Origin of the sequence: Acidovorax sp. CCYZU-2555, from assembly GCF_018413525.1 — a bacterium.
In the GTDB taxonomy this organism is placed as follows: Bacteria; Pseudomonadota; Gammaproteobacteria; order Burkholderiales; family Burkholderiaceae_C; genus Comamonas.
Genome location: NZ_JAHCDD010000005.1, coordinates 75,349 through 96,927, shown reverse-complemented (window position 1 = coordinate 96,927; position 21,579 = coordinate 75,349). Strand labels below are relative to the sequence as shown.

At 57.7% G+C, this 21,579-nt stretch carries 19 protein-coding genes; 14 read left to right on the top strand and 5 right to left on the bottom strand.

All coding sequences use genetic code 11. The features are described from left to right. Window positions 1-97: 97 nt before the first annotated feature. From KHY18_RS03115 to KHY18_RS03065, 11 genes are all read left to right on the top strand, one after another. Complete coding sequence (locus KHY18_RS03115; protein ID WP_249728875.1) at window positions 98-1,885, top strand: polysaccharide biosynthesis/export family protein; 1,788 nt, start codon at window positions 98-100, stop codon at window positions 1,883-1,885. Window positions 1,886-1,901: 16 nt separating this feature from the next. Beyond that, entirely contained in the window at window positions 1,902-2,930 is a 1,029-nt protein-coding gene (locus KHY18_RS03110; RefSeq protein WP_213294226.1) for a glycosyltransferase family 4 protein, read from the top strand. A 22-nt stretch (window positions 2,931-2,952) separates the two neighbouring features. Next, on the top strand, window positions 2,953-4,578 hold the full coding sequence (locus KHY18_RS03105) for a capsular polysaccharide export protein, LipB/KpsS family (RefSeq protein ID WP_213294224.1): 1,626 nt from the start codon (window positions 2,953-2,955) through the stop codon (window positions 4,576-4,578). Between the two features lie 11 nt (window positions 4,579-4,589). Beyond that, window positions 4,590-6,044, top strand: coding sequence for a hypothetical protein (locus KHY18_RS03100; protein WP_213294222.1), 1,455 nt, complete (start codon window positions 4,590-4,592; stop codon window positions 6,042-6,044). Next, window positions 6,037-6,861, top strand: coding sequence for a 3-deoxy-8-phosphooctulonate synthase (gene kdsA / locus KHY18_RS03095; protein ID WP_213294220.1), 825 nt, complete (start codon window positions 6,037-6,039; stop codon window positions 6,859-6,861). The genes KHY18_RS03100 and kdsA overlap by 8 nt, the downstream gene beginning before the upstream one ends. A gap of 190 nt (window positions 6,862-7,051) precedes the next feature. Then, window positions 7,052-7,990 carry a KpsF/GutQ family sugar-phosphate isomerase gene (locus KHY18_RS03090; protein WP_249728874.1) on the top strand — a complete coding sequence of 313 codons (939 nt, stop codon included), beginning with the start codon at window positions 7,052-7,054 and terminating at the stop codon, window positions 7,988-7,990. A 1-nt stretch (window position 7,991) separates the two neighbouring features. Next, window positions 7,992-10,130 carry a capsule polysaccharide biogenesis protein gene (locus KHY18_RS03085; RefSeq protein WP_213294216.1) on the top strand — a complete coding sequence of 713 codons (2,139 nt, stop codon included), beginning with the start codon at window positions 7,992-7,994 and terminating at the stop codon, window positions 10,128-10,130. Beyond that, window positions 10,127-11,641 (top strand): capsule polysaccharide biogenesis protein, encoded by a 1,515-nt coding sequence (locus tag KHY18_RS03080; RefSeq protein ID WP_213294214.1) that lies wholly within the window; start codon window positions 10,127-10,129, stop codon window positions 11,639-11,641. The genes KHY18_RS03085 and KHY18_RS03080 overlap by 4 nt, the downstream gene beginning before the upstream one ends. After that, window positions 11,638-12,834: a hypothetical protein gene (locus KHY18_RS03075; RefSeq protein WP_213294212.1), complete on the top strand. Its 1,197-nt coding sequence runs from the start codon at window positions 11,638-11,640 to the stop codon at window positions 12,832-12,834. Before KHY18_RS03080 ends, KHY18_RS03075 begins: the two co-directional genes overlap by 4 nt. A gap of 83 nt (window positions 12,835-12,917) precedes the next feature. Beyond that, window positions 12,918-14,225, top strand: coding sequence for a cytochrome P450 (locus tag KHY18_RS03070; RefSeq protein ID WP_249728873.1), 1,308 nt, complete (start codon window positions 12,918-12,920; stop codon window positions 14,223-14,225). After that, a complete protein-coding gene (locus tag KHY18_RS03065) occupies window positions 14,222-14,566 on the top strand; it encodes a hypothetical protein (RefSeq protein WP_213294208.1) in 345 nt (114 codons plus the stop codon). The genes KHY18_RS03070 and KHY18_RS03065 overlap by 4 nt, the downstream gene beginning before the upstream one ends. A gap of 18 nt (window positions 14,567-14,584) precedes the next feature. Here the strand turns inward: KHY18_RS03065 and KHY18_RS03060 are convergent, their stop codons facing one another. Then, window positions 14,585-15,469, bottom strand: a complete 885-nt coding sequence (locus KHY18_RS03060) for an amino acid ABC transporter substrate-binding protein (protein ID WP_213294205.1) — start codon at window positions 15,467-15,469, stop codon at window positions 14,585-14,587. 236 nt (window positions 15,470-15,705) lie between these two features. Here KHY18_RS03060 and KHY18_RS03055 point away from each other — a divergent pair, with 236 nt between their 5' ends. Further along, window positions 15,706-16,068 (top strand): bleomycin resistance protein, encoded by a 363-nt coding sequence (locus KHY18_RS03055; RefSeq protein ID WP_213294203.1) that lies wholly within the window; start codon window positions 15,706-15,708, stop codon window positions 16,066-16,068. On the opposite strand, the gene KHY18_RS03050 is transcribed toward KHY18_RS03055, so the two are convergent. Then, window positions 16,069-16,962: a LysR family transcriptional regulator gene (locus tag KHY18_RS03050; protein WP_213294201.1), complete on the bottom strand. Its 894-nt coding sequence runs from the start codon at window positions 16,960-16,962 to the stop codon at window positions 16,069-16,071. 103 nt (window positions 16,963-17,065) lie between these two features. On the opposite strand from KHY18_RS03050, the gene KHY18_RS03045 reads away from it, so the two are divergent. Both KHY18_RS03045 and KHY18_RS03040 read left to right on the top strand, forming a co-directional pair. Then, on the top strand, window positions 17,066-17,932 hold the full coding sequence (locus KHY18_RS03045; RefSeq protein WP_213294199.1) for an MBL fold metallo-hydrolase: 867 nt from the start codon (window positions 17,066-17,068) through the stop codon (window positions 17,930-17,932). Window positions 17,933-17,937: 5 nt separating this feature from the next. Continuing rightward, window positions 17,938-18,573, top strand: coding sequence for a DsbA family protein (locus KHY18_RS03040; RefSeq protein ID WP_249728872.1), 636 nt, complete (start codon window positions 17,938-17,940; stop codon window positions 18,571-18,573). Window positions 18,574-18,579: 6 nt separating this feature from the next. Here the strand turns inward: KHY18_RS03040 and KHY18_RS03035 are convergent, their stop codons facing one another. From KHY18_RS03035 to KHY18_RS03025, 3 genes are all read right to left on the bottom strand, one after another. After that, window positions 18,580-18,840 (bottom strand): DUF2798 domain-containing protein, encoded by a 261-nt coding sequence (locus tag KHY18_RS03035; RefSeq protein WP_213294195.1) that lies wholly within the window; start codon window positions 18,838-18,840, stop codon window positions 18,580-18,582. A gap of 136 nt (window positions 18,841-18,976) precedes the next feature. Further along, window positions 18,977-20,107, bottom strand: a complete 1,131-nt coding sequence (locus KHY18_RS03030; protein WP_213294191.1) for a CMD domain-containing protein — start codon at window positions 20,105-20,107, stop codon at window positions 18,977-18,979. Window positions 20,108-20,257: 150 nt separating this feature from the next. Further along, the gene (locus KHY18_RS03025) at window positions 20,258-21,577 is read right to left on the bottom strand and encodes an acyl-CoA thioester hydrolase/BAAT C-terminal domain-containing protein (protein ID WP_213294189.1); all 1,320 of its coding nucleotides are present in this window, start codon (window positions 21,575-21,577) and stop codon (window positions 20,258-20,260) included. Window positions 21,578-21,579: the final 2 nt, after the last annotated feature.

Here is a 21,579-nt window from a genome sequence, read left to right as displayed (position 1 = left end):
CGTCCGCTCAGAGTCAGGCTAGGCATCGAAGGGCCGCCCGTGCGGCACAGCCTTGCATTCCCGATTCGCTCAAGCCGCTAAATATTGATTGCTCCCTATGAAGACAAGTCCACCACCAAAAGCCCTGCCCATAAGGCGCTTGCGCCACACCGCGGCAATGGCGATTCTTGCCGGAATATTGCATCCTGCCTGGGCGCAATACGATCTGAATACGGCCATGGGTCTGGGTGTTCCCTCTGCGTCGGCAACGACGGCCGCCACCACCGCCGCCGCTGCAAATGCTGCCGCGGCCAAGGCCGTCGGCCGAGAAATCCCTGGCGCAGCAATGGGTCCGCAATCGCCAGCGCCAGTTCCCGCGCAAAGCCAGGACCAACTCAACAACCAGACCAGCGACGTGTTTGGTGCCCAGCTGTTTACCGGCGCGTTCAGCCAGCCGGGCGCGACCCAGTTCAACCCTGACTACGCCATTGCCATTGGCGACCAGATCCAGGTACGGCTGTGGGGAGCTTTCACGTTGGAAGAAACGCTGACGGTGGACCCGAAAGGCAATATTTTCCTGCCCCATGCGGGCCCAGTGAAATTGCAGGGCGTGCGCAATGAGGATTTGCAGACAGTGGTGCAAAACGCGGTACGCAGAACGTTCCGCAACAATGTCAGCAGCTACGCAAGTTTGGCCGCAGCGCAGCCTGTACGGGTGTTTGTCGGCGGCAATGTAAACCGCCCCGGTCTTTACAACGGCACCAGCATGGACAGCGTCCTGCGCTACCTCGACATGGCAGGGGGCGTGGACCCGGAGCGTGGCTCCTACTTGCAAGTGAGCATCAAGCGTGGCCAGACAACCAAAGCCGTTGTCAACCTCTACGATTTTCTGCTCAGCGGCAATATGCCAATGGTGCAGCTGGCCGATGGCGATGTGATTTTCGTGCCCCCGCATGCCAAGCGTGTGAAGGTCAAGGGCCTGGTGGCCAATGCCAAGCGTTTCGAATTCAAGGATGGCACGCAAAGCGTGGCGCAATTGATGGAGCTGGCAAAACCGGTGGCCACCGCCACCCATGTGCGCGTGGTGCGCAATACCGGAAGTGTACGCAACGCCGAGTATTACCCGCTCGCTGAAGCCTCGACCGTTGCGCTGATGGATGGCGATGAGCTGGAGTTCACCGCAGACAAAAAGCCCGGCACTATTACCGTGCGCGTTGAAGGTGAGCACAACAGCGCCCAGGAATATGTGCTTCCTTACGGTACCCGCATGGGTGCATTGATGCAGGGGATTGCTCCTACGCCCGATGCCGACACAAAAAGCGTGCAATTGTTCCGCGAAAGCGTGAAGCAGCGCCAGAAGGAAATGCTGGCCACCAGTCTGCACAACCTCGAAATGTCGTTGCTCACTGCGCGCAGCGGCAGCAGTGATGAAGCACGTTTGCGCAAGGAAGAAGCAGAACTGAGCTTGCAATGGGTTGACCGCGCCAAAAAGATCGAGCCCGTGGGTCAAGTGCAGATTTCCCAAGCCAGCCAGCGCGACGCCATATTGCTTGAAAACGGTGATGTCATCCGTATTCCGCGCAAGGACGATCTGGTGCTGGTCAGCGGCGAAGTACTTTTCCCGAATGCCGTCGCTTTTGAGGGTGATTTGAGCCTGCAGGACTACATCAACCGCGCTGGCGGATTCACGCAAATGGCAGATAACGCACGTGTGGTTGTTGCGCGGCGCGATGGTTCCTTCGAGCAGGTGGAAACCAAGAAAATATTTGCGAGCACAGATATTCATGCTGGCGACCAGATTCTAGTGCTGCCCAAGGTGGATGAGAAGAAACGCCAGTTTTGGAAAGATATGACTCAAATACTTTTTCAAATCGCAGTAAGTGCGAAAGTTGTTTTTGGTCTGTGATTGGAAAGAGGCGCAAATGACTGTCAAGAAATATATTGTCAACCATGTAATGAGTAAAAATATCGATAGTGGTATTTTCTCTGCGATATTGGGGTATTTTACGAAATATAGTCCCTCTTGGGTTGTTCATGTTGAAAGCGTGAGTCCAATGGATGGGGCTGATATCTATCATTACCATCGTCCTCATCTTGAAAAGAAGCTGCTGAATAACGCAGTCTGCACAGTCCATCATGATTTGGATGATCCGGATGTCTGGCATTCGAGGCAAAGATTTGTACCGAGGTATGCTGAATCAGCTGCCGTCATTTGTTTGAATGAAAAACAAAGGAATATCTTGCTACACGATGAGGGTTTGGTCGCCAACTCGATCCATGTTGTTGCACATGGATACAACAACGAAGTTCTTGCTTTGGGGGAGAAAAATCGACTCCCGGAGGATAAGTTTGTAATTGGTATTGCCTCCAGGAGATATGGTCGTAGAGTGAAAGGCGAGGCTTACCTTCTAGAGTTGGTAAAGCGTTTGAATCCAGCTAAAGTGAAATTTGTCTTGGTGGGAGAAGATCGTTCCATTGATGCAATTTTATTTAGAAAGCTTGGTTTTGAAGTCGATGTCTTCGAACGCCTTCCGTACAGAGTGTTTCAGGGATTTTATTCAAAGATTGATGCTCTGCTAATGTGCAGCAGCCATGAAGGTGGTCCGGCCAACGTACCGGAAGCCTTGGCCACGGGGACGCCAATATTTTCGAGTCGCGTCGGCATGTCTTTGGACTTCATCAAGCACAAAGAAAATGGATTTTTCTTAAGCTTGGACCCGGATCAGGATGCCGAGCAAATTAACGAAATTCTCGATGACCGTTCTATTTTTTCAATGGTTGAAAAAAATTGCAGAGCATCGACATCTCTGATACCTACTTGGCAAGATTCAATTGCTGGAAATTTGGATGTTTATTCAAAAATAATTGGTGCTGATGTGCGTGCCCCATTATTTGTTGATGCGGCAGAAGATCAGCTTGAAATTTTTTCGGATATAGAGATGGTGGCGTGAAATGATAAAAAAATATAGCATCTTGATCCCTGACGATTTGCATATAAATCAGAGAAACTTTACTTCTTTTTTTAAATTTGTTGAGAAATCTGGCGCATCGGTTAATTTTGTAAAAGGCCGGCGCGACTGGATATCCCTTTTTGGGAACTACGAAACAAAGTCCCAGGAGTTGAATGAATTTGCACGTGTTCTCTCTCATCTGGATCAAAAGACGCTTTTTAATTATTCTATAAAAGGCGTAAATCTTTTCAAGATATCTCGTGCAGAGATATTGTCGAAAGTGATTGTTGGGCCATCGTGGTTCAATGAGCCTCTTCCGTTAGAGTCGGAGGATGTTTTCAATAAAATGTTGTTGCTTAACAAGCAAGTGCTTATGCAGTGCTTGGCAGCAGCATGGGGGTGGCTGGATTTTTGGTCGAAGTTTTTAGCCGACGAAAAAGAATTCACGCATTGCTGTGTTTTTTCCGGGTCATTAATTTACCAAAGATCGTTGGTTGAGCTATTGCGTTACACGCCGACAAAAGTTCTTCATATGGAGTCATTCTTCACTGGGAATGATTACTATTGCGAAGAAAAATATGGACCTATTGCAAACAACTGCGATATACGTCATCAAGCTGTTTTCGACTCTCTTGCTCCGAAGTTGCAGGGGAATGAGCTTGATAGAGAGAGGATGAAGGCCATTAATAAGGTGGTTTTGGCAAAGAATAAAAATGTGGTGCAGCCAGATTTTGGTGAGGATATTGAATTTTCGCTACCAGGGAAAATTGTTACTGTACTAGGTCAGGTTGTCAATGACTTTTCTTTGCTGGAATATAAGAATGTCGGGCTATCTTCTATTTCTTTTTATAAGGAAATCATAGAAACGTTGATCCGTGACGGCTATAACGTGGTGTTTAAATCCCACCCTTGGGAGGAAAAAAAAACCAATGTCGAAAAATCTCTTACAAAAGATGTTTTAAATGATTTTTTTGCTGATTTTCCAATTCAGGAGAAAGAGCGAATCAGGATTGTGGATCATTATCCAATAGAGAAGATTTTCTCAATGTCAACTTTTGTGGTTGGTCTGAACTCTCAAAGTTTGATAGAGGCTGCATTTCACGGGTTAAAGCCGGTTCAGTTTGGCAATGCCTTTTTCGGCGAAAAAGGATTTACCAGTGATTATTCTTTGACTTCTTGTGATGATTTTTTGAAAGATATTAATTCAGGGCGCATAAGTGGTTCCTTGAATTTGGATGAGTTTGTTGTTTTTGAGGATTTTTTAAGGCGTTTAATGCAGGGGCAGTTGGTTTCCATTCACGATTCCGGGGTGACAAGACTGAACTCAATATTTGAGCTGTCTCCAATTATTGGGCTGGCAAAAAACATTTATAAAACTTCCAGTGCTCGTGTTGAAGATAATTTAATTGTCGAAAAAGTCAATGAAAATATTAATATTGAAAATATGAGCGTTGAGGAGAAGACTGCTGCTTTCAAAGAGCCATTGGCTGGAAGTGTGACCTTGATGAATGATATGGTGACTGCGGGGCGCGACGGCTCTGTCAGACGGAAGTTGAGGAAATTCATGCTGAATCCTCGGAAGTTCTGTGCTGATTCACATGTTGTTCCAGTTAGGGCCTTGAGGCATTTTTTTCCCGCAAAATCTTGATGGAATAAGAGATGGATTTGAAGTCGGTGGTGCAATCGCACGAAAAGGAATTTAAAGGCAAGAAATATTTATTTGTGCCTATGGAAGGGTGTGACCGCGTTCTGATTTTGTTGAGTGCTCACAACCAAGGGGATAAGTATTTTCTTCTTCGATCTTTTCTTGAAAAAAGTAAATATAATTTGCTATTCATTACCGACCCGGGGAATAGCTGGTATTTGAATGAGGACTTTGGTGCTTCATACGTTGAACTCATAAAAAATGTCTTGGTGAATTTCGATCCAGAGAAGTCTTATATCTTTGGTTCATCTATGGCGGGCTATGCAGCAATAAATTTCGCTGTACAACTTGAGATCCACGCCCTGGTTTGTAATCCTCAAGTCGACTTGGACTTGACTTTGGATTATGGGTGGTATGAGTTAAATAAAAACATAGCCAAGCTTACTTCCAAGCGGTTGAACGCCGATTTGGGCAAGTTGCTGAACGAAAAAATGTATGACAAAGTGATGTGCATTGTCCATGGTCATGCACCCATAGATGTTGCTAACGTTGAGCTTATATTGGGATCGGCAGCCCCGATCAGGAAGCTTCTTGTTTATACATTGGATACTGACGACCACTCTATGCCCTTCGGGCGTGACGTAGATAAGGTCTATAAGGCACTGGACTTGATCGATAATTTTCATGATTTTAATATTCATGTGGAAGATCAGAATGATCAAATAGCCGTTTTGCGGAAGAATAGAAGAAAAGCTGTGGCGAATAATAATGTGTTTCACAGCAGAAGGTTGTCTGACGTGTATGTCGAAAATATATCCTGGGCGAAAAGATATTCTGTAAATGATCCAGGGGCATATTTTTGCAATGATGTGGGATTTTACAATTCAAAAGGATTATTGTCGGGATGCCTTTTGTCATTTGATGGCGATGATTTTGGTTGTGTCACCAATCATGCCGATTCCATAAAAAAATCTGTTTCGTTAGCTATGTCTCTAGCTGACCGACTTAAGGTTGCTAACGGAGATAGAATTTTCCAGAATGCCTGGGTCCGGGTTCCCGAAAGTGGTTCGTTGATTGCTTCGAATGCAGGCTTGTTTTTAGCCGAATTTGAATCTTCCAAGAATTGCTATTTAAACTGGGAGTTGATTAAAGAGTTTTCTATAGATATTAAGGAGGGTATGTATGTTTCGTGCCTTGTTGATGTCGAGTTGTCCGGCGGGAAAATAACGTTGAGTCTGGGTGGATATGGTGATGCAGGGTACTATCAGGTAAACAAGGTTATTGATGCCAGCGGCTGTTATAGCCTGACATTTCATATTTCCAATATAGTGTTGGAGCATAGAGATGCACTCTTTGCAAGAATATATTTTTACCCCGATGGTGTCAGTAAAGAAGTTAATTTAAAGAGATTTTCGGCAATTCCGGGGTACTACCCTGATGTCTCGTTTTGGAGTTCCAGTCATGCTTAATTTGTCGAATGATCGAGGATTTTTCTTGTTTGGTGGGATCAATGTCATTGAGGATTGTGACTTTGCTTTGCGCTGCGCCGCTCAATACGTCAAAGTCACGGACAAGTTGAAAATCCCTTATGTCTTCAAGGCCAGTTTTGACAAAGCCAACCGATCTTCAATCCACTCATACCGCGGCCCAGGCCTGGAGGAAGGTCTGCGAATTCTTGAGGAGGTGAAGAAGGAGTTTGGCGTTCCTATCATTACTGACGTTCATGAACCCTGGCAGGCTGCGCCTGTCGCCGAAGTGGTGGATGTGTTGCAGCTTCCCGCATTTTTGGCGCGCCAGACCGATCTGGTGGTCGCCATGGCCAAGACGGGTAAGCATATCAATATCAAGAAGCCTCAATTCTTGAGCCCTTCGCAGGTCGCCAATATCGTTGAAAAATTCAAAGAGGCGGGCAATGACCAGTTGATGCTATGTGACCGCGGCACATGCTTCGGTTACGACAATCTTGTGGTTGATATGTTGGGTTTCGGCGTGATGAAGAAGGTCACCAACAATCTGCCTATCATTTTTGACGTCACGCACGCGCTTCAGCAACGTGACCCTATGGCTGGTGCGTCTGGTGGACGTCGTCAGCAGATCGTGGACCTGGCGCGCGCGGGCATGGCGACCGGGTTGGCGGGGCTTTTTCTGGAGGCCCATCCTGATCCCGCCAATGCCAAGTGCGATGGACCCAGTGCCTTGCCTTTGGATAAATTGGAGCCATTTCTGGCGCAAATCAAAGCAGTCGACGACCTCGTGAAGTCGTTCGAACCATTGGTTATTGATTGAGTGCTTGCTGCACGAGAACTGTGCTGCTTGTGTGGTGTAGCAGAATATCTGTTGATGCGCGCGGGCTGCGGCGCTGCTTGGCGGGGAGAGGCAGTGCTATTTATGATTTTTATAATAACGATTGTGCAGCTGGGGAAAATTTAATATGGCGATAAATATGCGAAGCACCTGTGATGCACTGGCAATAGGAATGGAAACGCTCGATATTGAAATCGAGGCCCTGCAGCGCATGCGCTCGCGCATGGGTGAAGGTTTCAATGAGGCGGTGGATATCATATTGGCCATGCAGGGTCGATTGGTCATCGTCGGCATGGGCAAGTCGGGAATCATTGGGAAAAAAATCGCCGCCACATTGGCTTCGACGGGAACGCCTTCCTTTTTTGTGCATCCAGGCGAGGCATTTCACGGCGATCTGGGAATGATCAGGCCTGTCGACGTCTTGCTGCTTATTTCGAACTCGGGCGAGACCGAAGAGGTCTTGCGCATTCTTCCTTTTCTGCAGCATCAGCAAAACAAGATAATTTCGCTGACCGGAAAGCTGGACTCGACGCTTGCGCAGCATTCCCATGTCGTGCTGGATGTGGGTGTGGAGCGCGAGGCCTGCAAGAACAATCTGGCGCCCACCAGTTCGACAACCAATACTTTGGTGATGGGCGATGCCCTGGCCGTGGCCCTGACCGTAAAGCGTGATTTCCAACCCGCGGACTTTGCGCGGTTTCACCCCGGCGGCAGCCTGGGGCGAAAACTGCTTACTCGGGTAAGTGACGTAATGCATAAGGGGGCATTGCCGATTTGTGCACCGGATGCCTCTTTTCGCGATGTGGTGAACTCGATCACCTATGGTCGGCTCGGTTTGACGCTGGTCATGGAGCAGCAGGAACTCAAAGGGATCATCACGGACGGTGATTTGCGCCGTGCGTTTGAAGCGCAGGGCGATACCAAGCTTTTGCGGGCTGCGGAAATGATGTCTTCCAATCCGTTGACGATTGCTCCAGACACACGGTTTTCGGAAGCCGAAGCCTATATGCGTGAGAAGGAAGTGGGCGCTCTGGTCGTTCACAGCGCGCAAGGCATTGTGGTTGGCGTACTGCAGATATACGGCCTCAAGCAGGAAGCTGCACTGGTCTGATATGCGAATTGGAATTCTGTCGTCGGGCATTGGCCGTATCCCTTACCTTTCGTCTTTTATCGGGGCAGACGTTCGCAGGCTTGGTTGGTTCGCCGCGGACGTCGATGCGGTCGCTGGTTGGGGCCGGCGACCCAGCACGCGCCAGGCGGTTGCTTATGCCGCCACGCACGGTCTGCCGTATGTAGCGCTCGAAGATGGATTTCTGCGTTCGTTTGGCACGGGCGCGCACTTTCCGCCCGTTGCACTGGTGGTGGATGACGAAGGAATCTATTACGACTGCACCAAGGTGAGTGCGTTGGAGAGGTTGCTTAACGAAGCAGATGATTTGCTTTCGCCCGATGCTTTGGCTCGTACTCCATTGCTTGGCATTGGGCTGAGCAAGTACAACCATGCGCCGGCGCTTCCCGCCGATGCGCTTCGTGCACAAGACAGTGCACGGATACTGGTGATCGATCAGACCGCCGGCGATATGAGCGTGGCGTTGGGCGGCGCGAATGCGCGGACCTTCGACGCAATGCTCGCGGCTGCCAAAGCCGAAAACCCGGGCGCTGTCGTCTATGTGAAGACGCATCCCGAAGTTACGTCAGGCCGCAAAGGCGGCTATCTGACCGCGGTGCAGGAGGATGCCCATACCGTGGTGCTGCGCGACGCGGTCAATCCGCTGAGTCTGATACAGCAGATGGACCGCGTGTACGTGGTCACGTCGACCATGGGCTTTGAGGCATTGCTGGCCGGCAAGCCGGTGACTTGCTTTGGCGTGCCCTGGTATGCAGGCTGGGGCGCGACCGATGACCGCCAGGGTGGGCATCCAGCGATGGCCAGGCGCGCGCGCACGCGCTCGGTGGATGAGTTGTTTGCGGCGGCATATGTCCACTACACGCGTTACCTGAACCCCGAGACGCGCGAGCGCGGCAGCATCTGGGACGCCATGCGCTGGCTTTCCCTGCAGCGTGAGGTCGCGCAACGTTTTCCCGCGCGCATGGTTTGCGTGGGCTTTCGCCGCTGGAAAGCGGCCAATGTGCAGCCCATGCTGTCCCTTTTCCGGGGCAATGTCCTGTTCGTCAAAAATGCCAAGGCTGCGGCCGCGCTGCAGCTCCAAGGTGCGGATTGTCTGGTGTGCTGGGGACGGGTACCGCCTGTGGGAGTGGAGCAGTTGGCGAATGAAGCCGGTGTGCGCCTGCTGCGCATGGAAGACGGCTTTGTACGCTCCGTGGGCCTGGGCTCCGATCTGATTGCGCCGCAGTCGTTTGTGCTCGATGCCAAGGGGCTTTACTTCGATCCGTCCCGACCTTCCGAGCTGGAAGACATGCTCAACGGGCGCGAATTCACGGCCGAAGATCTGGGCCGCGCCGCCAAGGTGCGCGAGACCATCGTCGCGCATGGCATCACCAAATACAACCTCGACGCCTTGCTGCCCGTGCAGTGGCCTGGTGTCGTGCCAGGCCAGCAGGTGGTGCTGGTGCCAGGGCAGGTTGAAGATGACGCGTCCATCCGTTTCGGCTGTGACACGGTGAGCGGCGTGCATACGAATCTGGGCTTGCTGCAGGCTGCGCGCGCAGCCTATCCGCACGCGTTCATTGTCTACAAACCACACCCTGATGTGACCAGCGGCAATCGCCGCGGCAAGGTGGCGCTCGACCAGGCCCGGCAATGGGCAAATCATGTCGAGTTGCAGTCTTCGGTCATCAGTTGCATCGAGGCCTGCGAGGTGGTGGTGACCATGACGTCGCTGACCGGATTCGATGCCTTGCTGCGCGGCAAGACCGTCGTGGTTCACGGTCGGCCTTTCTATGCGGGCTGGGGCTTGACCCACGACACGCTGGCGATGCCGCGACGCGGCAGGGCGCTGAGTCTGGATGCGCTGGTCGCGGGCGCGTTGTTGTTCTACCCCCTCTATTGGGACCCCGTGCTCAACGGCTACACCACTTGCGAATCAGTGTTGCAACGTCTGCTCGAGGAGCGCACGCGCTTGGAAGAGCAAGGCAAGTTGAAACAAATGAAGCTGGGCTTTGTGGCCAGACAAATCCGGAAAATACGCGCGCTGCTGCGATCTTCGGGGTGCGCACATTCGGTGCAATTGCAGTCTGTGATGAGTAAGTATTCCAGCAGGCCCCCGCCTTTGGGGAGGAAGGGGCAATGAGCGCGGTGGCTTCGGCTTTTTCTGGCAAGCGCGTGTTGTTGCTGCAAGGTCCGGTGGGGCCCTTTTTCAGCAACCTCGCGCACGATCTGCGCGGTGCGGGCGCGCAAGTTTTCAAGGTCAACTTCAACGCCGGGGACTGGCTGTTCTATCCTCGCAGCGCCCATGGTTTCAAAGGCAGCCTGCAAGAGTGGCACCGGGAGTTGCCCTCACTGCTGACGCAACATCGCATTGATGTCGTTTTGCTGTTTGGCGACTGCCGTCCCATCCACGCCAATGTCCGGGCCCTGGCCGAAAGCCGGGGCATTGCCGTGGGTGTCTTTGAAGAAGGCTATCTGCGCCCTGACTATGTGACGTTCGAGCCAGTGGGAGTCAACGGCCATTCGGTGTTCCACCAGGACCTCGCCGATTGGCTCAAGAACCAGACAACACAGGAGGTGCCGCAGGCAGCCAATGCCGACGTGGCCGACGAATCCCATGCGCCGGTCGACCGGTCGGACAGTCTTTCGAGCAAGCTGGCTGCGCCCCAGATGCCAGCCCACCAGGCGGTGGGCAATGGCTACTGGAGCGCCGCTACCTGGGGCATGCTGTATTTTTTTGCGTCCTGGGCAGGCTACCTTTTCTGGAACAACGCGCTGCACCATAGGCCGCTGACAATTTGGGACGGGCTTTGGTGGTTGTTGTCGTTTGCGCGCAAGGCGTATTTCCGCTGGACGGAAAAGGGGGTGCAGGAAAAGCTCGAAGGCGAGTGGCGCCGAAAGTTCTTTCTGATTCCGCTGCAGGTCTACAACGATGCGCAAATCACCGTGCACTCCGACTACGAGTCGGTGTGCGGCTTCATCGACCATGTGATGCGCTCGTTCGCGGGCGCGTTGCTGCGCGAGAATCAGGCCGATAAGCAATTGCCGCTCAATGCGCAGTCCGTACAAGAGGATGTACTGGTGTTCAAGCACCATCCCATGGACCGCGGTCACCGCAACTACGGCAAGGCCGTGCGTCTGCTGACCAAGCGCCATGGCCTGCAAGGGAAGGTGCTCTATATCCACGACCAGCATTTGCCCAGCCTGCTCAAGGCCTGCAAAGGCGTGGTGTTGGTCAACAGCACGACCGGCCTGTCGGCGCTGGGCCATGGCGCGCCCGTCAAGGTCTGCGGGTCTGCGCTTTACGATCTACCGGGCATGACGTTTCAGGGACGTTTGAATGACTTCTGGTTTGAGGCCCGCAGCGCGCTTCCCTGTGCCGACATGCTGCAGCGTTTCAAGGCCGCACTGGTCACGCGCACGCAGCTCAACGGCAGCTTCTACCGCAAGCTGCCCGGCGTCGCGTGGCGCTGCGGCGTGCGACTCCAAGGGATGATGGCGCAGCGACTGTGGCCCGAGTCGGTGGTGCAGGTCTTGCCGGCAACCCCTGGCAAGGCCGCCTCGAACCAGGCCATTGCGCCGCTGTCCGGATCTGGGTCTGCGCCGACGCGACCCGCCAAGCGCCGCGCCCGGCGCAAGGGCTCTGCGCCGTGAGCCGTCATGACGGATTGCCTCCGAGGCTCGTGGTGTTCGTTGGCGGCTTCGACCCGCGCGGTGCTCGCCATTACTACCGCTTGTTTGCCGAACATGCCGTTTTGCAGGGCAAGGTCGACGGCCGTGAGTATGCCGTGGGGCCGCGCCGGCCGCTGGATGTGGGTAGCCATCGCCATGCGCAGTGGACGTTCAGCGGCGAGGCGGGCGGTGGCGACTACGTGTTCTTCGACTGGAGCGATGCCGTGCGCGCGCACTGGCCGCGTTCCTGGTGGCGTGTGACCGCGCAGGCATGCAAGACTTATGCAACGGTGCTCAAGGATTGGCGCGTGTTGCGGCCGATTCGCCGCCAGACCCCCAACACGTTGCTGGCCTTTGCCTACCCCTTGCTCTATATCTGCTTGGCGGTGATGCTGGCCATGGGCGGTTTCGCACTGGGTTGGCGCTGGAGCGAAGCGCTGCCCTCGTGGGTGCGATGGATGCCGCCGTCGGCGATTTTCGCCGCCGCGCTGTGGGGCAGCGCGGCACTCGACAAGCGGCTCAATGTGAGCTGGCTGCTGAGAATTTTCAATTTTGCGGCGCACAGCGCGCAGCGCGATGGCGCGGTGCTTGCGCAGCGCACGCTTGCCATGGCGGACTGGATACAGGCCCGCTCGGAGCGCCAGCCAGGGTTGGAAGTGGTAGTGGTGGGCTTCAGCGTGGGCAGTGTCCAGGCCTTGCATCTGGTGGATGCTCTGCGCCAGCGTCTTCCCACGCAGCCGACCGCGGTGGGCCAGGCGCCTGCAGCGGTGACTTTGCTGACCTTGGGAAATTGCATTCCGCTGTTTACCTTGATGCGCCAGGCGCAGGCCTTGCGCGCCACCTTGCAGGCGGTGGCGGCAGACAGCCGGGTGTTTTGGGCCGACGTTTCCTCGCCCGGCGACAGCGTGAGTTTCGGCATGTGCGATCTGCTGCCGCTGGCCATGCGCGGTGCCCCCGCGCCAGCCCAGGCTTACGCCAATCCGCGTCACATGTGCAGCCCGCGCTTTCACAAGCTTTTCGAACCCCAGACCTACAGGCGGATGCGGCGCAACAAGATGCGCATGCATTTCCAATACCTGATGGCATCCGAAAAGCAGGGTGCGTACAATTTTTTTGCCATGCTTGCAGCGCCTGGCGCTGTACGCACATTTGTTGAGAAGTATCTGGTCCGATGAGTCTTTTTTGTCCCGCGTATCCCAAGCCTCGGCCTGAAAAAGCCTCCAGGTTCAGCCTTTTCTGGCATGCCCGCCGCTCATGGATGGACGCGTTGTACGAGCGCAGCTACACCATGCAGATGGGTGAAGTGCACCTGCCGGGTGTCGATCTGTACATGCTCAACGACACCAAGGAGGTCAAGCGCGTGATGCAGGGCGAGGCGCAGTCTTTCCCCAAAAGCCATTTGCTGCATGAGTCGCTGGCGCCCTTGCTCGGCGACAGCATTTTCACCACCAATGGCGCGCAATGGCAGCGTCAGCGCGGCATGATGAACCCGGCGTTCGAGCAGGCACGGCTGCAGGTGGCGTTTCCGCGCATGCTGGGCGCGGTCGAAGCCATGCTCGAGCGCATGGATGTGTTGAAGAGCGACGAGCCCTACGACATCGAGATCGAGATGACCCATGTCACGGCCGACATCATTTTCCGCACCATTTTTTCCGAGCCCATGCAGGGCCCGGACGCGCATCGGGTGTTCGACGCGTTTGCGCGCTACCAGGCCATGGCGCCCAAGCTGATGCTGCCGGCGCTGTTCGGCATGCGCTGGCTCCGGACCCCATGGCTGCAATGGCGCAGCAACCAGGCCGCGAAGGAAATCCGCACGTTGCTGCAGGCCATGATCCTGCCGCGCTATGAAGCCCATCAGCGCGGCGAGCCCGGCGCGCATGAGGATATTCTGGCGGCATTCATGCGCGCCAAGGATGCGGAGACAGGCGCGCCTTTCACGTTCGAGGAGTTGGTGAACCAGGTGGCGATGCTGTTTCTGGCCGGTCACGAGACTTCGGCCAGCGCACTGACCTGGGCCAGCTATCTGCTGGCCAAATCGCCCGAAATCCAGCAGCGCGCCCATGTCCAGGTGCGCGCGGCGCTGGGCCAGCGAGCGCCCGAGCAATCGGACATGAAAAGCCTGCCCCTGGTCTGGAATATCTTCCGGGAAACGCTGCGGCTGTTTCCCCCCGTCGGCTTTTTCGCGCGCGAGAACACCGCCGCGTGCCCGATGCGCGGCAAGCAGCTCAAGGCTGGCAGCACGGTGGTGGTCGCGCCCTGGTTGCTGCAACGCCATCGCAAGTGGTGGGTGGACCCCGATGCCTTCGACCCCGATCGATTCGATCGCGAGGAAAGCAAGGACGCCATCAAGAATGCCTATATGCCTTTCAGCATGGGGCCGCGGGTCTGCCTGGGCGCGGCGTTCGCGCTGCAGGAGGCCGTGCTGATCCTGTCATGTCTGCTGCGGCGCTATCAGTTGCAGCCCGTCGAAGGCCATGTGCCGCAACCCGTGGGGCGGCTGACCATTCGCTCGGCCAATGGAGTGCAGCTGCGTCTGGTGAAGCGCGAGCCCGCGGAGGGCGCATGAAAGAGCGATTGGCCGGTTTCTTGTTGATGTGCGCCATGGTGCCCATGGCCGTATTGGGCTGGATGCTGCTGATTCTGGTGGGCTTTGCGGGTAAGAGCGAACGCGGGCGCGCCGGAGTGCGCGCGCTCGACCATTTCGTCAATGCCACGCTGTTCAACGGCCATGCCTGGGAAAGCGTGTCATCCCATGCCTGGCGCGAACGCGAGCGGCGCTGGGCCCGGGCGGTCATCTGGCTCACGGACCATTTCCAGCAGGACCACTGCAAGCGCGCGAACAAGCGCGAGCAGCCCGTGGTGGATCTGGTGATCAAGAAGGGGCTGGGAGACCGCACGATTCATTGAGACACCGGCAGCGCCGAACTATAGAAGCACCTCGGCGGAAGGGTACTTCCAGCTGTCGCGAAGCAAATAACCCAGCGGCAGATTCAGCGTGATGCCCGGCGCAATGGGCTTGGAGAACCATTTGTCATAGAGCGGGTAAATCTCGCGCGAGGTGATCAGGCGCTTCATCTCGGTGTCTATGAGTTGCTTGAACTCGGCGTCGCCCTTGGGAAGCATGATCGCCAGCGGTTCGGTGGTGAGCGACTTGCCCACGACCTTGAAGGCTGAGGGCTTGGGCCGCCCTGCGGCCAGGCCGTAGAGCAGCACATCGTCCATCGCGAAGGCGTCGGCTTCGCCTTTTTCGACCATTTCGATCGCCTTGGCGTGGTCCGGCGCCTCGATGATGGTGATGCCAATCATTTGCTCGCGGTTGGCCACCGAGACGACTTTCAGCGGGCTGGTTCCTTTGGTCGATACCAGCTTTTTGCCACGCAGGTCTTCGAGGCGAGTGATGGCACTGGATGCACTGACCAGCAGGCGCGCGCTGGCGACGAAATGGGGGACGGTGAACGCCACCGACTGGCGGCGTTCCGCATTGTTGGTGGTGGAGCCGCATTCGAGGTCGGCCTTGCCTTGCTCGATGACCGCCACGCGGTCCGCCGACGTGACCTGCAGGAACTCGACCGCCATGTTGGGCTTGCCCGTCTTCTTGCGCACCACCTCCGCGAGCCGCAGACACAGGTCCATCGCATAGCCAACGGGCTTGCCTGTCTTGGTGTCGATGTAGGAAAACGGAACGGATGATTCGCGGTGCGCGATGACCAGGCTGCCTCCCGCATTGATCTTGTCCAGCACTCCCGAAGATGCTGCCGACGCGGCGCACAAAGTGACAAGACCGAGTGCCGTCCGCTGGAGAATATTCATCTTGCATCCTGGGCGCGATGCGCGAGCGGGATGCTGCGCCATCATTTGGTTGCAAATATACACATTGTCATCTCCGATCGCACACAGGACTGTGCGCCGTATTCCATAAGCGAGGAATTGCGCAAGTCTTTGATTTGTTTGTGGTAATGAACTTCCATCACAGACGAGGCGATCACGCGCCATGTTCAAATGGTCACCCACTTCCGTCAAACCACTTTCTGCCTTTGAAACGCGAAATGCCATCTTCCACCCTGGGCAAAGCCATCCCTGTACTCGCCTCCCTCGACATGGCGCGCACACTGCATTTCTACCGCGAGACGCTGGGTTTCAGGACGCAGCATTTCGAAGCGAACGGGTACGGCATTGCCGTGCGCGGCGACACCGAACTGCACTTCTGGGCCTGCACGGAAAAGCATATCGCCGAGAACACCTCCTGCTATATCCGCGTGGCGGACATCGCTGCGGTGCACCGCGCGTTCAGCGCCAAGCTGCCCACGCTTTCGCCGGTGGTGCATACGGCCTGGGGAATGGACGAGCTGTATGTGATCGATCCTGACGGCAACCTTCTCAAGTTCGGGCAGGATTCGGCAGCGGCGTAGTCAGGCCCAGGGGACCTTTGCGAAGCGCTCGACCAGAAAGTCGAGCAGGGCGCGCACTGCGGGCGACAGGTGCTTGCGCGAAGGGTAGAGCGCGTAGATGCCCATGGTGGGCAGAGCCCAGTCGGGCAAGACGGCTTCAAGGCTTGCGTCGCGCAGATGGGGGTTGGCCAGATAGGTCGGCTGCATCGCAATGCCGCCGCCGGCCAGTGCTGCCTGCAGCAAGGCCGTGGCTTCGTTGCCGCTGAAATGGCTGCCTACGCCCACTTCCTCGATGGCCTCGCCACGCTGCAGTTTCCAGATGCTCTTGCCGAAGTTGGCGTAGCTCAGGCATCTGTGCCTGCCCAGGTCGGAAGGCTGCTGCGGAGTGCCGTGGGCGCGCAGGTAGGCGGGCGATGCGACCAGCACCGAGCCGCAGGGCGCGAGCACCCGGCCTATCAGTGTGGGGTCGGGTTCGGCGCTGATGCGTATGGCCAGGTCTATGCGTGTCTCGACCAGATTGAGTGCGCCTTCGCTGGCGTTCAGATCGATCTTGAGCTCGGGGTACAGCTGCAGGAAGTCGACCACGGCCGCGGCCATCTGCGCATAGGCGAACGACACGCTGCAGGTGATGCGCAGCTGGCCGCGCAGCACGCCGTCATGGCGGCTGGTCTCCTCTTCGACATTGCCCATCAGGGCCAGCATCTGCTGGCTGCGCCGCAGGCAGCTTTCACCGGCGTCGGTGAGCGTGACGCTGCGCGTGGTGCGCTGCAACAGGCGCGCGCCCAGCCATTGTTCCAGCGCGCCCACATAGCGCGTGACCATGGCGCGCGACATGTCGAGCTTGTCGGCCGTGGCGCTGAAGCTGCCGCTGTGCGCCACTTCGACGAAGACTTGCATGGCGGTCAATCTATCCATGATCTGATCGATTTATGAAACAGTTATGCGCGGATTATCGCGTTTATCTGCGCGGATATTGAAACTAAAGTCCATGCATTCGACCACTATCTGGAGTTTTCGCATGATCCGCACAACGCTTCTCGCCGCATCCCTGGCCATTGCCTTCACCAGCGCCCAGGCCGCCCAGCCGCTGGCCGTGAAGGTCTACAACGCCGACGGCAACAGCTTCAATGTCAACTCCACCTTGCTGGTGGGTGAGAAGGAGGCCATGGTGATAGACGCGGGCTTCACGCGCGCCGATGCGCTGCGCATCGCCGCGAATGTGCTCGACAGCGGCAAGAAGCTCACGACCATTTATGTGAGTCAGGCCGACCCCGACTATTACTTCGGTGTCGAAACACTCAAGGAGTTCTTTCCCCAGGCCGATGTGGTGACCACGCCGGCCGTGCTGGCCAAGCTCGCGCCCAAGATGGCCGGCAAGCTCGCTTTCTGGGGCCCCAAGATGGGCGCCAACGCGCCGCGCCAGCCCGTGCTGCCGCGCGCGCTCGAAGGCAACGCGCTGACGCTCGAAGGGCAGGCGATAGAGATCCGCGGCACCGAAGGTGTGCTGGCCCACCGCCCCTATGCCTGGATTCCCTCCATTCAGGCCGTGGTCGGCAATATTGGTGTGTTCGGCAACATGCATGTCTGGACGGCCGACACCCAAAGCGCTGCAGAACGCGCCGCATGGGTGAAGCAGCTGGATGAAATGGCCGCGCTCAAGCCCGCGCTGGTGGTTCCCGGTCACATGAAGGCCGGTACCAAGGTCGATGCAAGCACCATCACGTTCACCAAGGACTACCTGCAGACGTTCGAGAAGCAGCTCGCGGCGAGCAAGAACAGTGCGGAACTGATTGACGCGATGAAGAAGGCCTACCCCCAACTGACCAACGGCGCGATGTCGCTGGACATAGGCGCCAAGGTCAACAAGGGTGAAATGAAATGGTAAGCAGCATGAAAACCATCACGTATCTGCTCGACCCGCTTTGCGGCTGGTGCTACGGCGCTTCACCGGTGCTGCAGCAACTGGGTCTGGAACCCGGCATCCGCCTGGAGCTCGCGCCCACCGGTCTGTTCGCGGGTGCGGGCGGGCGCACGCTGGACGCCGCGTTCGCGGACTACGCCTGGGCCAACGACATGCGCATACAGAAGCTCACGGGCCAGCAATTCACGCCTGAGTACCGCGCCCAGGTGTTGGGCAAGCTGGGCAGCCGCTTCGATTCGGCGGCGACCACGCTGGCGCTGACGGCCGTGCTGCGCACCGCGCCGCAGCGCGAACTGGAGGCTCTGAAAGTCTTGCAGGAAGCGCGTTATGTGCACGCCCTGGACACCGGCGCGGTGACGGTGGTGGCGCAATTGCTGCGCGGGCTGGATCTGCATGCGGCCGCCGACCTTCTTGCCGCGGGCGACGCGGAGCTGGTGGCGGCCAACGCCCAGCGCATGCGCCAGGCGCAGCAGCTGAAGCAGGATTTCGGCGCGCAGGGCGTGCCGGCCTTGATCTTCACGGACGACCAAGGCAGCCGGCTGCTGCGTGGCAATGCGCTGTATGGCAGCCTGGACAGCTTGCTTGCCGACATTGCCGCAGCCTGAAAGGCGTCAGAGGTGCACCGTGGCCGCCACGAGGCGCAGCACGAAGGGGCGCACGATGACCACACAGCAAAATGCCACGGGCATCGCCAGGGCGTAGACCTTGAGAACGCTGGCCAGATAGCCGGGGCCGACGCCGGCTTGCACGCCCACAATGACGGCACACATGAGGAAGGCCATGATGGTCGCCATGTAGAAGGCGAACACATAGGGCATGAAACGCCGTGGAAGTTTGCGGCGTGGGGAAGCAGAGGGAGAAGGCGTCGACATCTGTTATGTTGTTGATAAAGTCAACGGATTATGTGCGATCAAGTTGACTTAATCAACTGTTTTCTGGCGCCCGTCGCATTGTTTTGCGCTGGTTCGCTGACAACGCTGCGACGGGCGGCCGTCCTGAGGCGTGTTTTCAGGGGTGAACGGCTTCGCCCAGGTTGAGCATCAGCCGGTTGGCCCAGGCGAAGATGGCCGCGGCGTGCAGTGCGTCGAGGATCTCCAGATGGGTCAGGCCGGCTTCGCGCAGCGACTGCAGGCGTTCGCCGCTGAGCTGGTTTGGGGCTTCGGTCAGGTCAATGGCGAACTGGACCAGCGCCTTTTCGCGCGCGTTCGTGCCCGCCGTATGCGGGTTCTCGAACACCTGGGCGATCACGTCGTTGCGCTTGGCCAGCTGTTCGAAGCGCTGGGCATGCACGGACGCACAGTAGACGCAGCCGTTGATGCACGACACCGCGGCGCTGACGAGTTCGCGCTCGGCGCGCGACAGGCCGCCCGGAGCGTACATGATGGCGTTGAACACCACCGAGCGTTCCTGCAGGATCTGCGGCTGATGGATCAGCGCCAGGTAGTATTGGCTGGTCTTGGCCGATGGGTGGCTGGCTTCCAGGATGGCCAGCTGCTCCGGCGTGGCTTCCTCGAGCTTGAGCACGGGCACCCAGGCTTTCCAGCCCAGCGTTTCGCTGGTGAAGCCGTTGATGCGCAAGGCTTCACCGGGCTTGGGCAGGTGATGCGGATGCACAAAGGTTTCGCTGCTGGTCGCGGCGACGGGCGCTGCGTGCAGGTAGTCACCCAGCGCCGTGAGGGCTTGCAGGCCCGCGACCACGCGCACCTGGTAGCTGAGAAAAGCGATCAGTTGGGCCAGCGTGATGATTTCGGGCGGCTGCAGGCCGGCGGCGAGCAGGGCATCGATGCTGCTGCGGTCGCCTTCGACCGGCTTGTGCGTGAGCAGCGTCGCGAACTTCTGCAGCGCGGCTTCGCGCTGGGCATCCACGGCAGCATCCTGCAGTGCGGCCAGTTGCGCGCTGTAGTACTGCAGCAGGCTGGCGCTGTCGCTGAGCCGGCTGATGGTCTGCGCCACGCGCAGGCGCTCGCCCAGCGTCAGGCCGGGCAGGGCGGGGTCGAACAGCTGCTTGTAGCTGCCCTGGGTTGCATCCACGACCTTGGCGCGCTGGTGGCGTATGGCCTTGACCGCGGGGAACTGGTCCAGCTGGGTCAGGGAGTCGATCAGGTCGGCGGAAGTCGAGGGCGTTTGGGTTTCGGTCATGACTTGGAAAGGGAGTTATGGCTGTAGTGCAGGCCGTTCATCCTTCGACAGGCTCAGGACGAACGGGACATCCGTTCGAATCCATCTGCGCGAACGGCGTTTAACCGTTCGTGGTGAGCTTGTCGAACCATGAACGTCCACGCTCATAATTCAGGCCTGGGTCTCGGGCCTGGCCGCCTGCGCGGCCGTGGCGCGCGCGAGAAATGCCTGGACGGCGATCCACGACTGTTCGTTGGCCAGCGCATTGACCGCCGGCGTTCCGCCCGAGGTGCTCAGTCGCTTGGATACGGGGTGGGCGTAGAACAGATGCGTGGTTGGCACATAGGGGAACAGGATCGCATGGCCGCCGCCTTCCCAGTCGTGGTGTTCCACGGGGTGGGGATGGTGGTTGGCTGCCAGGTGGTCCTTGACCATCTTGCCGTAGAGCGACGAAGGCCAGGAGCCGTCATCGGTCGCCGACAGCAGCATCACCGGGCCATCGATGCACTCCACGCGTATGCGCGCGCGCTCCACTGCGTCGGGGTCCTGCAGCGCCGTGAGCATGGCCGCGGTGTGGCGGCGCGGCTCGGGGCCTTGGTCCCAGGGCGCCCAGGACGCCGTGCGGTTGTTGTTCCAGATGTCGACCAGCGGCTGGCCGCGGAAGATCCAGGCCGGGCCTTCGCGGCCCTTGGCCGGGTCGCAGGCGTTCTGCGCGCAGTGCACGAAGGCGCTGGGCACATAGCCGATCACGGCCTTGACCATGTCCGGGAACAGCGAGCCCAGCAGCAGCACCAGCTCGCCGCCGCGCGACTGGCCGCTGAGCGCGACGAAGCCGTCCTTGGGTTGCAGCTCGCGGTGAATCCACTGCAGCGCGGTCTCGAAGTATTCGAGGTGCGTGTCGGAGATGTAGTCGGAGCGGCCCGGCGACTTGAAGTAGCCCACGGCCAGCGCCGCATAGCCGCGCGACGCGTAGAGCGCGGCACGCGGCTCGTTGATGCCGCCGCCCGAGCCGTTGAGCACCATCACCACGGGGTGGGGGCCTGGCGTCGCGGGCGTGAACAGCGTGGCCGACAGCCCCGCGTCGCGAATCTCGCGGCGCGTGACGCCTTCGGCGGCCAACTCCTGAACGAAATGGCCGGAAAGCTCTGCGCCGTCGGGCAGCAATGCGCGCACTTCGGTGGTCAGCGCGGCGCTGGGTTCGGCGGCGAAGGGGTCGTGCGGCGCATCGGCGATGGTCTGGGTTTGCGACCAGACCAGACCCATGGCCGACACGCCGCTGTAGCTCCCGTCGACAGGCGCGTCGCGCGTCAGGTCCACGCAGCCGTCAGCACCGGCCGCAAAGCGCGCCTGCGACGTCCATTCGACCTGCGGACCGCGCACGGTGCGCGTGCGCAGCGTGACGTGCTGGCCGGGCGCGAGCCCGCGCACCGTGATGCGGCGCGGCACGTCGATCAGCGCCGTTTGCGGCGAAATCTCGAGCTGAGGATGCATGG

Excerpts from the sequence above, each read along its gene's own strand:
- kdsA (WP_213294220.1), top strand. The coding sequence starts at position 6,037 with ATGCTTAATTTGTCGAATGATCGAGGATTTTTCTTGTTTGGTGGGATC.
- KHY18_RS03085 (WP_213294216.1), top strand. The coding sequence starts at position 7,992 with ATGCGAATTGGAATTCTGTCGTCGGGCATTGGCCGTATCCCTTACCTT.
- KHY18_RS03045 (WP_213294199.1), top strand. The coding sequence starts at position 17,066 with ATGATCCGCACAACGCTTCTCGCCGCATCCCTGGCCATTGCCTTCACC.
- KHY18_RS03060 (WP_213294205.1), bottom strand. The coding sequence starts at position 15,469 with ATGAATATTCTCCAGCGGACGGCACTCGGTCTTGTCACTTTGTGCGCC.
- KHY18_RS03025 (WP_213294189.1), bottom strand. The coding sequence starts at position 21,577 with ATGCATCCTCAGCTCGAGATTTCGCCGCAAACGGCGCTGATCGACGTG.
- KHY18_RS03035 (WP_213294195.1), bottom strand. The coding sequence starts at position 18,840 with ATGTCGACGCCTTCTCCCTCTGCTTCCCCACGCCGCAAACTTCCACGG.
- KHY18_RS03055 (WP_213294203.1), top strand. The coding sequence starts at position 15,706 with ATGCCATCTTCCACCCTGGGCAAAGCCATCCCTGTACTCGCCTCCCTC.
- KHY18_RS03070 (WP_249728873.1), top strand. The coding sequence starts at position 12,918 with ATGGACGCGTTGTACGAGCGCAGCTACACCATGCAGATGGGTGAAGTG.
- KHY18_RS03050 (WP_213294201.1), bottom strand. The coding sequence starts at position 16,962 with ATGGATAGATTGACCGCCATGCAAGTCTTCGTCGAAGTGGCGCACAGC.
- KHY18_RS03030 (WP_213294191.1), bottom strand. The coding sequence starts at position 20,107 with ATGACCGAAACCCAAACGCCCTCGACTTCCGCCGACCTGATCGACTCC.
- KHY18_RS03080 (WP_213294214.1), top strand. The coding sequence starts at position 10,127 with ATGAGCGCGGTGGCTTCGGCTTTTTCTGGCAAGCGCGTGTTGTTGCTG.
- KHY18_RS03090 (WP_249728874.1), top strand. The coding sequence starts at position 7,052 with ATGGAAACGCTCGATATTGAAATCGAGGCCCTGCAGCGCATGCGCTCG.
- KHY18_RS03110 (WP_213294226.1), top strand. The coding sequence starts at position 1,902 with ATGACTGTCAAGAAATATATTGTCAACCATGTAATGAGTAAAAATATC.
- KHY18_RS03100 (WP_213294222.1), top strand. The coding sequence starts at position 4,590 with ATGGATTTGAAGTCGGTGGTGCAATCGCACGAAAAGGAATTTAAAGGC.
- KHY18_RS03040 (WP_249728872.1), top strand. The coding sequence starts at position 17,938 with ATGAAAACCATCACGTATCTGCTCGACCCGCTTTGCGGCTGGTGCTAC.
- KHY18_RS03065 (WP_213294208.1), top strand. The coding sequence starts at position 14,222 with ATGAAAGAGCGATTGGCCGGTTTCTTGTTGATGTGCGCCATGGTGCCC.
- KHY18_RS03115 (WP_249728875.1), top strand. The coding sequence starts at position 98 with ATGAAGACAAGTCCACCACCAAAAGCCCTGCCCATAAGGCGCTTGCGC.